The organism is Pedobacter hiemivivus (assembly GCF_004331685.1).
Classification (GTDB): domain Bacteria; phylum Bacteroidota; class Bacteroidia; order Sphingobacteriales; family Sphingobacteriaceae; genus Pedobacter; species Pedobacter hiemivivus.
Genome location: NZ_SJSM01000002.1, coordinates 95,739 through 108,433, shown reverse-complemented (window position 1 = coordinate 108,433; position 12,695 = coordinate 95,739). Strand labels below are relative to the sequence as shown.

Annotated in this window: 13 protein-coding genes; 4 read left to right on the top strand and 9 right to left on the bottom strand. The window is 38.5% G+C overall.

What is annotated here, in order from left to right:
* Positions 1-2 precede the first annotated feature (2 nt).
* The 5 genes from EZ444_RS03710 to hemA are packed head-to-tail and all read right to left on the bottom strand — an operon-like array spanning position 3 to position 6,139.
* On the bottom strand, positions 3-869 hold the full coding sequence (locus EZ444_RS03710; RefSeq protein ID WP_131607389.1) for a sensor histidine kinase: 867 nt from the start codon (positions 867-869) through the stop codon (positions 3-5).
* 37 nt (positions 870-906) lie between these two features.
* The gene (gene hemL / locus EZ444_RS03705) at positions 907-2,280 is read right to left on the bottom strand and encodes a glutamate-1-semialdehyde 2,1-aminomutase (RefSeq protein WP_131607388.1); all 1,374 of its coding nucleotides are present in this window, start codon (positions 2,278-2,280) and stop codon (positions 907-909) included.
* A gap of 48 nt (positions 2,281-2,328) precedes the next feature.
* Positions 2,329-3,297: a porphobilinogen synthase gene (hemB, locus tag EZ444_RS03700; RefSeq protein ID WP_131607387.1), complete on the bottom strand. Its 969-nt coding sequence runs from the start codon at positions 3,295-3,297 to the stop codon at positions 2,329-2,331.
* Positions 3,298-3,309: 12 nt separating this feature from the next.
* Entirely contained in the window at positions 3,310-4,887 is a 1,578-nt protein-coding gene (gene hemC / locus EZ444_RS03695) for a hydroxymethylbilane synthase (RefSeq protein ID WP_205945204.1), read from the bottom strand.
* 25 nt (positions 4,888-4,912) lie between these two features.
* A complete protein-coding gene (gene hemA / locus EZ444_RS03690) occupies positions 4,913-6,139 on the bottom strand; it encodes a glutamyl-tRNA reductase (RefSeq protein WP_131607385.1) in 1,227 nt (408 codons plus the stop codon).
* 173 nt (positions 6,140-6,312) lie between these two features.
* Here hemA and EZ444_RS03685 point away from each other — a divergent pair, with 173 nt between their 5' ends.
* The gene (locus EZ444_RS03685; RefSeq protein ID WP_131607384.1) at positions 6,313-7,167 is read left to right on the top strand and encodes an alpha/beta hydrolase family protein; all 855 of its coding nucleotides are present in this window, start codon (positions 6,313-6,315) and stop codon (positions 7,165-7,167) included.
* On the opposite strand, the gene EZ444_RS03680 is transcribed toward EZ444_RS03685, so the two are convergent.
* The 4 genes from EZ444_RS03680 to EZ444_RS03665 form a co-directional block, all read right to left on the bottom strand.
* Positions 7,130-7,774, bottom strand: coding sequence for a hypothetical protein (locus EZ444_RS03680; RefSeq protein ID WP_131607383.1), 645 nt, complete (start codon positions 7,772-7,774; stop codon positions 7,130-7,132). The two genes, EZ444_RS03685 and EZ444_RS03680, sit on opposite strands and share 38 nt — an antisense overlap.
* A 70-nt stretch (positions 7,775-7,844) precedes the next feature.
* Entirely contained in the window at positions 7,845-9,077 is a 1,233-nt protein-coding gene (locus tag EZ444_RS03675; RefSeq protein ID WP_131607382.1) for an MFS transporter, read from the bottom strand.
* 31 nt (positions 9,078-9,108) lie between these two features.
* Complete coding sequence (locus EZ444_RS03670) at positions 9,109-9,333, bottom strand: hypothetical protein (protein ID WP_131607381.1); 225 nt, start codon at positions 9,331-9,333, stop codon at positions 9,109-9,111.
* 42 nt (positions 9,334-9,375) lie between these two features.
* On the bottom strand, positions 9,376-9,966 hold the full coding sequence (locus EZ444_RS03665; protein WP_131607380.1) for a TetR/AcrR family transcriptional regulator: 591 nt from the start codon (positions 9,964-9,966) through the stop codon (positions 9,376-9,378).
* 189 nt (positions 9,967-10,155) lie between these two features.
* On the opposite strand from EZ444_RS03665, the gene EZ444_RS03660 reads away from it, so the two are divergent.
* From EZ444_RS03660 to EZ444_RS03650, 3 genes are all read left to right on the top strand, one after another.
* Complete coding sequence (locus tag EZ444_RS03660; protein WP_131607379.1) at positions 10,156-11,172, top strand: lipid A deacylase LpxR family protein; 1,017 nt, start codon at positions 10,156-10,158, stop codon at positions 11,170-11,172.
* A gap of 212 nt (positions 11,173-11,384) precedes the next feature.
* Positions 11,385-12,194, top strand: coding sequence for an outer membrane beta-barrel protein (locus tag EZ444_RS03655; protein WP_131607378.1), 810 nt, complete (start codon positions 11,385-11,387; stop codon positions 12,192-12,194).
* A gap of 56 nt (positions 12,195-12,250) precedes the next feature.
* A complete protein-coding gene (locus tag EZ444_RS03650) occupies positions 12,251-12,541 on the top strand; it encodes a hypothetical protein (RefSeq protein WP_131607377.1) in 291 nt (96 codons plus the stop codon).
* Positions 12,542-12,695: the final 154 nt, after the last annotated feature.

Genomic DNA, 12,695 nt, shown 5'->3' with positions numbered 1-12,695 from the left:
AATCAACTAAATGTTATTTCAAAAATAGCACCTTGCGGTACGTTATCTCTAACGCTGATATCAGCGTCGTGGCTTTGTAATACTTCCTTAACAATAAACAGGCCTAAACCTGTTCCTTTTGATTTTCTGACATTCTCATCACCAACACGGTAAAATTTATCGAAAATAAGCATCTTTTCTGCATCAGGAATACCTGGCCCTTTGTCAGACACTCTTAAAAACGCATGACCATCTTTCTCCGTCAATTCGACCGATACATCCGCACAAGGCCCCGAATACTTCACCGCATTTTCAACAAGGTTAGTGACTACCGAAGAAAGTGCAAACTGATCCCCCATTACTTTAATGCCGGGTTTAATTACAGGTGTAATCAATTGCTCACATCCACAGGAATGCACCTGCAGCCTGTCAGTAATCTTAGTTACCAGTTCAGAAAAGTCAAATTCCTCCTTTGGGAAGGAATAGGAGCGGTTTTCAATCTTAGTAGCCAACAACATATTCTCCACAAGATCATCCAAACGCTCAATATCCTTTAGGGAATTATTCAACAATGAAGTCTGCCTTGCTTTATCCAGATCGCGCTTCACGATCGTTTGTATAGACAACTTTATAGCTGCCAATGGCGATTTTAACTCATGCGTTACAGACAATAAAAAGTTCTGTTGTTGCTCACGTAAGCGTTCTTCTTTTTTAATAGACTGGTGTAAAAAATAGGCACCTATACACAGTAAAAATAAAAACACCGATCCTTCTCCCATGACCATTGCCATTCTGGCAGGTTCCAACCTTACCACCAATGAGCCCCATGAAATCAGTTGCACCATTGCGTAAAGCAACATGAAATAAAATATAATGATCGATTTTTTCAAGATTACCAGCGTTTTACTTTATAAATATACTATTTAATTACTTGTTCCTGAAAACAACATCAAGACTATCAAAGATGGCCCTTTTAGCTTTTTCAAGTTCTATTTTTGAATGCGCAGCAGAAACAAAACCTACCTCATATCCTGAAGGACCTAAATAAATTCCTCTATTCAGTAATTCTCTGTGCATTATTTTGAATTTCTCCATGCTATTGTGGTCAATATCTTCTGCAGACTGAATCTTGTCCTTATCTGTAAAAGCAATCCAGAAGATAGAGCCCACATAAAATACTTTTACCTTATAATTTCTGGCAGTTGCAAAACGCTGTATGCTCTCTGCAAACTCGCTTGTTTTATTGTTCAGGTCTTTATAAAACCCAGAACGCAGCAATTCTGTCAGTTGAGCTATTCCAGCAGCCATAGCTACAGGATTACCAGAAAGTGTTCCTGCCTGGTAAACGCCTCCATCAGGAGAAATGTGTCCCATAATTTCAGCAGAAGCGCCATACATACCCACAGGTAAACCACCACCTATAATTTTACCATAAGTAACAATATCAGGTTTCACGCCATAGTAAGCAGCAGCACCTTCAAAGCCTATCCTAAAACCAGTAATTACCTCATCAAATATCAATAAAGCATTATTTTCCTCACAAATGCCCTGCAAAAACTCGATGTAAGCGGCATCCTGCATCAACAAACCGTTATTTGCCGGAATGCCTTCAATAATTACCGCAGCCACCTCATCTTTAAACTGATCAAAAGCCTGTTTCAAAGCTTCTGTATCATTTAAAGGCACTACGATAGTTTCTTGTGCAAAAGCTTTAGGTACACCCGCAGATGAAGTTTCGCCGAAAGTAACCAAACCAGAACCAGCTTTCACCAATAAAGAATCACTGTGACCGTGGTAACAACCTTCAAACTTGATGATCTTATCTTTACCTGTATATCCACGAGCCAACCTAATGGCCGACATCACTGCCTCTGTGCCAGAGCTCGTAAAACGTATTTTTTCAACAAATTTATTGTTCTTAATGATCAGCTCTGCCAATTCGTTTTCCAAAGCAGTTGGTGCACCGAAGCTCATGCCACTTTGCATCACCTCAGTCACTTTCTCCCTCACCTTAGCATTGTTATGCCCAAGAATTAATGGCCCCCAGCTAGCACAAAAATCTATAAATTGATTACCATCTGCATCCCATACAAAACAGCCATCCCCTTTTTGAATAAAAAGTGGAGTACCATAAACCGACTTAAAAGCCCTAACTGGAGAGTTTACACCACCCGGGAAATAGTTTTTCGCCTTTTCGTATAACTCTGCAGATTTTTCTCTGGAAATATCCGGTTTGCTCCCTGTATTTACAGGTACTTCGCCTTCATTTCCTGAAAACATTTTTTTTAAAGATTCTAACATATGCTTATTTCAATTCTGTGTGTCCTATTGTTTCCAGCAAACCACAACTTACATCCAATTATTCTCTACAATATCCCTAATGTGGTAAGTTGTAATAATGCTTGCCCCAGCACGCGCAAAAGCATGCATGGTTTCCATTACCACTTTTTGTTCGTCTATCCAGCCCCTTTGTGCTGCTGCTTTAACCATCGAGTACTCACCTGATACATTATAGCAAGCAATCGGTAAATCAGTATGCTGTTTTAAGTTATGCATAATATCAAGGTAAGCCAACGCGGGTTTTACCATTAACACATCTGCACCTTCACTTTCATCCAGCAAAGCCTCTCTTAAAGCTTCGTTAGGGTTTCTGAAATCCATTTGGTAAGCTTTCCTGTCACCTTTACTCGGCGCACAATCTGCCGCTTCCCTAAACGGACCGTAATAGGCGGATGCAAATTTGGTTGCGTGCGACATAATAGCTGCGTTCACATAACCAGCTCCATCTAACACACTCCTCATTGCAGCTACACGTCCATCCATCATATCAGATGGAGCCAACATATCTGCGCCAGCCTGTACATGTGTAAGTGCCATTTTTGCGATAACCTCAACGGTTTCATCATTTTGTACGTAATCGTTCTTTAATATACCACAATGCCCATGCGATGTATAAGAACACACACAAACATCAGTAACAATATAAAGGTCGTCACCAAAGTTTTTCTTCAATAAACGTACTGCCGAAGGAACTAAAGAATGATCATGATAAGCAGATGCAGCATTGTCACTTTTCTCATCGCCCACGCCGAAAAGCATAATCTTGTTTACGCCAAGTTTTAATCCCTTCTCTACATCCTTGATCAGCGTATCCTCTGAAAAATGACTGATGCCCGGCATTGCATCCAGGGGATGAACAACATTATTTCCAGGAACAACAAAGTACGGATAAATGAACATGTCTTTAGATAACCGAGTTTCGGCTATCATCTCTCTCACAACAGGATTTTTCCTTAATCTACGTGGACGTTGTAACATAGTAACCTTTTTTTATATATCAATTCCGAAAACGGCTTCAGCTAAACCGATTTCATCAGGAGAATAAGGTAAAATCACCTTCACTCCCATTTCTTCAAACTTTTTAGCGGTAGAGTTGCCTATAGCAATTACCTTTTGTCCCGGATCCAATAGGTTATCCACAAAATACGCATCCACATTTGATGGACTTGTAAATATGAGTACCTCAGCATAAGTCTGATCTATATTTTCTTCAATAACCGTTTCGTAAATCGGCAGATCAACTACTTTTGTATCGGACTTTAATGCCTTTTGAATGCTCAACAATGAATCCTGCGCCCTTGGAAACAATACAGTTTTTCCAGCAACAGCCTCAGCAAACAATTCAGCAACCTCTTCTATATCTCCACCTTCACCAACATAATCAGCCACATGGCCCATTCGTCTCAATGAATCCTCAGACCCACGACCTGCTACACCAAACTTTACATGTTTAGGCAACATCGGTTTCAGGTTAAAGAAATAATCCACACTATTCCTACTGCTAAAGAAAATCCATTCTATATGCTTTAGATAAAACGGATCCAATACAGTTACAATCGGAAAAGTACGGATCAATGATCTGGCATCTATTTCAATATTGTGTTTTTCAAGCGCTTTTCTAAAGTAATTGTGCTCGCCAACTTCTCTCGAAATGAATACCTTGGCGGGGAATTTTCTTTCCCCACTAAACTTAGCAACAATTTTTTCGGCCAGTCCATCCAGGTTTTCCACACGGTAGAACAAACGGTCAGGAAAGTCTTCATCAGTTTCAGCCTTTGAAGTCCATACCTCATATTGCTCCTCTTCCTTTTTGCAATAACAGCCTAAAGGCATATGGCAGCCACCTTCGAAAAGGTTTAAGACCTTACGTTCCACAGCAATCTCATCTGCAGTTTCCTTGTGATGTATTTGCTGAAGCGTATCAAACAATTCGCTATCATTTTCCCTGATCTGAATAGCAAGAGCACCTTGCGCAGGAGCAGGAACTATATCCGTAGGATCTATCACCTCGACATGAAATTCAGAAAGATCTATATTTAGACGATTCACTCCAGCCTTAGCGATCATGATGGCATCATAATCCTCGTCCCTTAACTTTTGGATACGAGTAGGTACGTTACCTCTTAAATCTTCTATATTTAAATCCGGGCGAAGCGCAAGCAATTGAGCTTTACGTCTGTTTGATGAAGTTCCAACCATTGCTCCCGTTTTTAGAGAGAGCTTATGAGTGATGTTTACACAATCCTTAAGGATTAGCAACAACTCCGATGGATCTTCGCGCTCGGTTACCGCAGCAATAGTTAATCCATCAGGATGTACAGTTGGTAAATCTTTATGCGAGTGTACGGCAATGTCAATAGTGCCACCTAAAAGTTCCTCTTCCAGTTCTTTGGTAAAAAAGCCTTTCCCCTCCAGTTTATCCAATCTAAGATTTAAAATCTTGTCACCCTGAGTTTTAATAATTTTCAGTTCAGCTTCAACACCGATAGCTGCTAATTTATCTTTAATGAAATTGGCTTGCCATAAAGCCAGGTCGCTACCTCTTGTACCTATAATAAGTCTTTTCACGTTGATTGCTAATTTTTTGGCAAATTTAGCTATTCTTTACCAATATCTCCTTTGCCATTACCATTGGAACGCTGATGTATTTTTTTTCCATATAATTCATCACCTTTTCCAATACTAATCTTGAATTCTCATCCAGATTACTGATCTCTTCGGCAAAGATCCCATTGATAGCAGTATGCTTAATTTCCTTAATTTTCTCGGGAACGCAGCTCATAGCGATTTCAATTTTGCGTTGGCGTAATACCAATCCAAAATCTTTGATGTTTTCATCGATAATGTGCTCGGCATTTACCAGCTCATCATAGCGCTCCTGAATATTTTTACGGGCAGTCTCTTTTAAAGACTCAACCTCGATATAGTGCATTGGGAAGTCCCTAACCACTTCTGGCGCGACATCGTTAGGAATAGCCAAATCAACGATTACCTTTTTACTGGTATCGCCATTCAGCAATTTTTTATAAATCTCTTCTGTAATGATTGGCTCAGTGGCTCCGGTACAAGTAATAATCACATCAAATCCCTGATTGTAATTTTCAAGTTCTGTAAGCGGGTAAGCAGTACCATTCAAATCTTTAGCTAATACTTCTGCATTTGCAAGTGTTCTGTTGAAAATAGAGAAGTTCGAGTATTTATGTTTTTTAAGATATTGAGCTAAGTTTTTATTCGTTTCGCCCGCACCAATAATCAGCAGCCTTGAGTTGGCACACATCTTAAGGTCGCGCAGCTTACGGTAGGCCAAAGAAACAACAGAAACAGGGTTTTTAGAAATATTGGTATGTGTATAAACTTCCTTAGCAGTTTTCACTACCCTGTTCATAATCATCCGCATATAATCTCCGGTAAATCCGGCAACGCGACAAGCTTCATAAGCCTTACGAATCTGTGCAAGAATTTCTTTTTCCCCGACCACCAAGCTTTCCAATGAGCAAGAAGTACGTAACAGATGATTAAAAGCTTCCAGCTGTTCGTATACAGAAACGTTTTCAATAAACTGCTCCATATACTCCGGCGGCAATCCCATATCCAGGACAGTTAAAAAGCGAAGAATAAAATCTCTATCTAAATTCCCTGAGGCGGTGAATACAAATTCTACCCTATTGCAGGTTCCTACATAGAATATTTCCTTAACACCTAACTCTGATTGAATGTTTCTCAACCTATCGTCCAATGTCTGCTCACATATTACCAATTTACCTAAGGACTTTAGGTCAATCTGTTTATGCGTGAAAGCAATGATCTTTAAATATTCCAAAATTATAGTATCCTGTTTGTTTTTAGCGTAACAAAAGTAATAACACAAGGCTGTTCCACTGTCATTATGCTGTAATTAAGAGCTATTTAGAAAGATTTTAAATAACCAACATCACCGAAACAACCCGATTTTAATTTTGTTATATTGCTTAAACACCATACAGGTAGCTATATATGATCAAAAAGGAACACTTTACATTAAGCGGAGCCGCAGGAAAAATGATTCTTGGCGATTGGACTTATGACGATAAAAACACAAATCCTGACACTATAATTTTCATCCATGGCTTTAAAGGCTTTAAAGATTGGGGAGCTCACAACTTAACCGCGGCATTTTTCGCTTCAAACGGTTACAGATATCTAAAATTTAACCTGTCCCACAGTGGAGTTACCATCCAAAATCAAAATGACGTAACGGATATGGAGGCCTTTGCGGCCAATACCATAAGTATAGAACTATCAGATGTGAATACAGTAATTGATTATGTCAGCATTACGTTTCCATCTACCTCCATTTATCTGGTAGGCCATAGCAGAGGTGGCGGTTTAGCAATTATTCAGGCCGCAAGAGATAAGCGAATCAGTAAACTCATTACCTGGTCTGCCATTGCAGATTTCTCCAGCCTTTGGAAAAAGGAGCAGGAAAAAGAATGGATCCTCACAGGGAGAATCTTTGTAGAGAATGCACGTACTAAAGAAAAAATGCCTTTAAATAGTACATTATTGGATGACTTCAATAAACACAAAGCTCATTTCAATATCCTAAATGCTGCAAAACAAGTCCAAATCCCTTGGTTAATTTTGCATGGAGATGATGACGTTAATGTCAAATTTAGTGTTGCTCAAGAGTTAGCACAAAACCAATTAAACGCCGAAATTCAAAAAATTGAGGGGGCCAATCATGTGTATGGTGCTTCGCATCCATATACATCAGATCAATTACCCCCACATTTATATCAAGTTGCTGAAAAAAGCTTAGTATTTCTACAATCTACATCGGCAATAAACCATCTTTTGCCATCTGGTTAATCAAAATTTTAGGGTAGCTATTTACAAAAGCATCAATTGATCCAGGATTAACAGTTTCTGTCTGTGCTGACCAAACCAACTTACTATTGGCCATATCATACAAATTCGTTTCCATGAAATAGGTTTTGTCAGTTACATAATATCCCGGCTCATAAAACATAGGACGCCAGTAATTATAGTAGCTATAAAATCCACCATACCATCCATAATAAGGGTAAGGTGCATAGCCGGCCGATCCCGGAACATACCTGGTTTCACTCTGCTTGTTAATCAATGAAATAGTAAGGATATAATTGGCACCTGAATTCTGAATTTTCGACATCAATGTGGTCTCTGTTGGCGATTTTTGATAAAAATCCGGACTAAAAAAATCCGTACTCTTCACTACCTTAACGTTTTTTAACGCAGCTTCTGACGCAAGCGCATTTTCCAGTTTGGTCCTGACTTCCATATTTCTAGTCAGTGAGGCGATAAAGACAGTCTTTCCGCTTAACATTGTTCCTCTTGCAGAAGAGTTAACCCAAGATCCCGTTACTCTTGTCGTTGGGCTGCAAGACCAAAGTACTCCACTTATCAGTAGAATAGCAAAGAATTTTACTTGTTTCATAATCTAGATTTTTAAACTTACAACATTTGAAAACAAAAAATGTTTCTAACTTATTAAGCTTACACCCTGATTATTTAGCCTTTACTAACTCACTGACCCTATAAACGAAAAATATACAAATCACAATCATTACCGAAACTACTATCCCCAAAATGTCATAATTCTCTAGCGGACTCGTTTTCGTTTCCTGGGTCACAATTAAACCGGCGCTTAATGCAGCTATCCCTCCTGCCATTTGTTGTAATGAAGCATTCACGCTCATAAATGCACCCCGGTCCTTCACATCAGGAACACTCATGGTAAGTGTCGTAGCCGGTATCATCCGGCTCATGATCCCCATAAACAATACCATATTAACCACCACCACTTGCCATAACGGAATCGGGCCAAGGTTTGTATAGATCAAAATAAGTATGATGGCCAAAACTGAGCCGCCTGTAAACAACATAAACTTATCTACTTTATCACTTAATTTCCCAACTAAAGGCATAATAACAATAGAGGCCAAACCAGTAAACATAAATACCAACGGCAGTTCTTGCTGTGTGATGTTAATGTTATTGATCAGGTATGCGCTTCCAAAAGGCATCAACATAAAACCACCTACGCTCATTGTAGCAGTTGCAATAAAGCCCATTTGATAAGAACGATTAGATAGTGCATGCCATAGATGTAAAAACGGGCTCTTGTCTGATTGCAAGGCAAGATGTTTGTCAATAGGCTTCATCATAAACAAAATCGTTAGCCCAATCATAATAGCCAAGATAACGATCATTAAAAATGACGAATGCCAACCCCAGATATTGGCTAGATAAAGACCTATTGGAATACCCAAAACCTGACTTGCAGCAAAGCCCATTTGCACAACGCCCATCACACGGCCACGCTGATGAACAGCAAAAATATCAGTAACAATTGTCATGGATATCGCACCAATTACTCCACCAAATAATCCAGTTACAATCCTTGCTCCTAAAAGCATCTCGTAATTAGTAGAAAGTGCGCAACATAATGTGCCGACAATAAATCCCGCGTAAAAAAATAAAAGCAGCTTTTTACGATCAAACTTATCAGCAAAACCAGCTGCCAAAATACCGGAAGCTCCGGCACTAAAAGCATAGGAAGAAACCACAAGTCCAAACCCTTTAGGCGTCATGGACAAAGATTTCATTAAAAAATCGCCAAGTGGCGCAAGTACCATAAAATCCAGTACTATAGTAAACTGTAATAAAGCCAATAAAGCAATTACCAGAATCTGATAAGAACTAAAAGGTTCGGCTATAGGCTTTGTAGATTGTTCCATTATTAAATATGTAATTAGATCTTATTCATTTTTAAGTTAACACCTCGCAGGTGTAACCATTTTTCATCACCAAGGTAATGACGTCTTGGTGCTTAAGCACAGGTGATACAATGCGTAATACACAATCTACATCATGCAAATCTACCGTCCACTGCCCAATTTTATGCTCCTCCATAATTTTACCAATATGCTTTTTATCATCTTCGGTTCGTATATTGGTTTTAAAAAGCAGGATCTCGTTAATATTAATTTCCATTTCTTAATTTTTAGTTTTTATGAGTCCACCAATAGACTCTTTTTATTTTTTAAATCCCTTTAATACCAAATCAAAAGCGCTCCAAAGTACCTCATCTGTTAAAACAAACGGTTTTCCACTTAAGCTTTTTCCCTCGTTATGAAAACGCAATAGACTATACAAAGGCCCAAAAGCCACACTCCAGTAAGTCTCCAAGGGCATAGCAGCGATTTCGCCTCTTTCAATCGCATTGTGCATAAACTTTCCAAGTGGCTCCTTAAAAATCTCCCCGAAAGTTTCAAAAATCTTCTCCTGATAAGTAGAACTACGCAACTGCTCTATCATCTGTGCAGTTAAGGGATTTTCGAGGATACATTTTGCACGGTTTTTCCACTGTTGTCTCAACCCCTCTGCAAAAGAACTTTCAGGATCAAAATCTTCCAACATAATTGCACTCATCCGATGCACCTCTTCCGTACCAATATTAAGAATCAAATCGTCCTTATCCTTGTAATAAATGTAAAGGGTAGCTACGGATATCCTACAAGCCTTAGCCAGCTTATTCATCGTAAAGCCTTCAAATCCAACCTCGACTAGCAACTCAATAGCCTTTTGTTTTACCAGCTCTACTTTATTTATATCCCTTGCACGCATAAGATCTTTAATTATCCGTCAAATATAAATGAATATTCATTCACTAATAGAATTAATTTGAAAAAATAGTTTTTAGCATCAAACGCAGTCGATTGCTATCTGTAAAACACATTTAATAAAATGGTAAGAAATTAGTAAAACTATTTCCACAAGCGTTGGTTATAGCCTCAGTTTTGAACACTATGGTTTATGAAAAAGCTATTGTACATACTCCTCCTGCTTGGGTTCAAGACATTCAATAGCTCCTTGGCCCAACAAGAAACTCCCAGTCGGCTGTTACAAGCTTATTTCGACGACGATTATATAAATTTTTACGGAAATGGCACTGATAAGGCTTACACCAATGGTACACGTTATACCTTATTTTACACCAAAAAGAAGCCTTCCCAGTTTCTAATCGACCGCCTTCTTCCCAAAGCAGGAAGCAACAGTCGAAATGTATTTGGCATTGGGCTGGCACAAATGATTTTCACGCCCAACAATATCTCTAACCCAAACTTCCAGCCAAATGATTATCCCTGGTCTGGAACCTTGTACCTTACACATAGCCTTTATTCTTATAATGAAGAGCAGAAATATGATTTCCAAACAGAATTAAATCTTGGTGTCAGCGGCCCTGCTGCTTTGGCCCGACAAGTACAGCAAACAGCCCATCGTATTGTTCGTTATCAACAACCAGAGGGATGGAGCAATCAATTCGGAAATAGCTTAATCATAAACCTCAATTTTACTGCAGAGAAACAACTGCTTCATTCTGGCAAATCCCTGGAAATGATTGGTGGCGGACAGGCACAAGTTGGAACAGAAATAAATGCCATGTCGGCATATTCCATGATCCGAATTGGAAAAATGAATCCTTATTTTCAAGGGTTAATGACACAATTCAATCGTTCGGAAACAGGAAGCAAAATACAGTTTTATTTCGTTTTCAAATTTAGGGTACAATGGATGTTGAGTAATGCGATATTACAAGGCGGAATTAACGCTTCCCGCCCAGCCCCAATCCTCGTCCCCGGAAAAAATGGCGCTACTCCCAATCTGGAATATTATCACCCGATCAATAATCTTATAGCCAGCTATGCTTATGGACCTGTCTTTGTCATTAACCGATTCAGCGTCTCCTCAATTCAGACCACCACAACTCCATGGATGAAAGACCTATATGGTCATACCTGGGGAAACTTTACGTTTACCTATAAATTTTAAAATCTATCACACCAATAAACATCAAAAAAAATTGGCGGCAAAGAAATTAAAACTCAGATAATGAGAAATATACCCATTTATAGGTATTGAATATTAAAACAACAGCAAATACATTTGCTTACTGTAAAAGTATATTATTCGAAAGACATATTGGATTTCGACAGGAATTACATTATTCACAATTAAATTAAAAAACAAACTTTAACCAAAAAATGAAAATCATTAAATCCTTGATTATTGGAATGTGTCTTATTACAGGTATTAACTTGAAAGCACAAGACGTAATTGTCAAAACAAACAAAGAAGAAGTCAAAGCGAAAGTTTTGGACGTGGAAGAATCAGTAATTAAATACAAAAAAATTGACTTTCAAGACGGTCCAACCTATAGTATTAAAAAATCAGATGTCTTTATGATCATCTATAAAAATGGGAAACGCGAAACATTTGAAGCTGAGGCACCAACTAAACCGCAACAAAAAAACGGTTTACAAAAAGTCCTGGCAAGCAATACTACAGCTGCCGCTAATGAGGACCTCGCATTTCACAAAGGCTCAAAATTTCTTCAAATAGGATTCGGTCTTGGTGGTGGTTATTATGCCTCTGGACTTAAAACATCGATACCCGCAATACAAGCTAGATATGAATTTTCTGTAACGGATAAAATTTCAGCAGGTGTTGTTTTAGGCTATTCATCAGCTAAATACGATTACCCGGGCATAGAATACGATGATGAGATGATCGGTTCATCAAGCTTGAGCTATAATTACTTGCTTGCCGGCGTAAGAGGTAATTATCATTTCAGCACGAGCGAAAAATTTGACCCTTACGTTGGAGCAACTCTTGGATACAACGCCGTTAGCGTAAGCGAGGATGACGACGACGAAATAAGTGGCGCGGATGGAAAAGTACTATTTGGAGCTCAAGTAGGTGCAAACTATTACTTCAGCAAAAAAATTGGGGCATGGGCCGATGTAGGCTATGGTTTAGGATATATTAACCTTGGTATCGTATTTAAATTTTAAAATAATTTAATGCTCTTAAAAACCAATAACAGCTTTAGAACCATAATCAAATACATATGAGAAAATCAACTACTATCCTTTTCATGCTTCTGCTAGGTATCATGACTTTTGTTTCCTGTAAAAAAGATGAAAAATCAAATGAATGTGATCTTACCGCCGAAACTGAAATGTATCAAAAGAAGCTAAACGCATTTATAGAGAATTCTACAGTAGCGAATTGCAACGCACTTAGACAGTATGGTCTCGAGGTAACAAAAAAAGCAGAAAAATGTACCGGCCATAGTAAAGATGCATTTCTTAAGGTTTATGAAATCTATGAAGAAATGGACTGTAGTCCATTTAAATAAAATTAATTAATAAGGGGGCGCTATATACTTTATGAATGCCCCCTTATTCACGAATTGTTTAAATTTTAATTTGTACCCGTATTAAAAATACATCTTTTGGCGTATTTTTTCATCAAATCCAGACCATTACATTTGCTTTCAATTAGTGCTTTCT

Bases quoted from the DNA above. Each gene is read 5' to 3' on its own strand.
- EZ444_RS03685 (WP_131607384.1), top strand. From the start codon at position 6,313: ATGATCAAAAAGGAACACTTTACATTAAGCGGAGCCGCAGGAAAAATG.
- EZ444_RS03655 (WP_131607378.1), top strand. From the start codon at position 11,385: ATGAAAATCATTAAATCCTTGATTATTGGAATGTGTCTTATTACAGGT.
- EZ444_RS03660 (WP_131607379.1), top strand. From the start codon at position 10,156: ATGAAAAAGCTATTGTACATACTCCTCCTGCTTGGGTTCAAGACATTC.
- EZ444_RS03670 (WP_131607381.1), bottom strand. From the start codon at position 9,333: ATGGAAATTAATATTAACGAGATCCTGCTTTTTAAAACCAATATACGA.
- EZ444_RS03650 (WP_131607377.1), top strand. From the start codon at position 12,251: ATGAGAAAATCAACTACTATCCTTTTCATGCTTCTGCTAGGTATCATG.
- EZ444_RS03675 (WP_131607382.1), bottom strand. From the start codon at position 9,077: ATGGAACAATCTACAAAGCCTATAGCCGAACCTTTTAGTTCTTATCAG.
- hemL (WP_131607388.1), bottom strand. From the start codon at position 2,280: ATGTTAGAATCTTTAAAAAAAATGTTTTCAGGAAATGAAGGCGAAGTA.
- hemB (WP_131607387.1), bottom strand. From the start codon at position 3,297: ATGTTACAACGTCCACGTAGATTAAGGAAAAATCCTGTTGTGAGAGAG.
- EZ444_RS03665 (WP_131607380.1), bottom strand. From the start codon at position 9,966: ATGCGTGCAAGGGATATAAATAAAGTAGAGCTGGTAAAACAAAAGGCT.
- EZ444_RS03680 (WP_131607383.1), bottom strand. From the start codon at position 7,774: ATGAAACAAGTAAAATTCTTTGCTATTCTACTGATAAGTGGAGTACTT.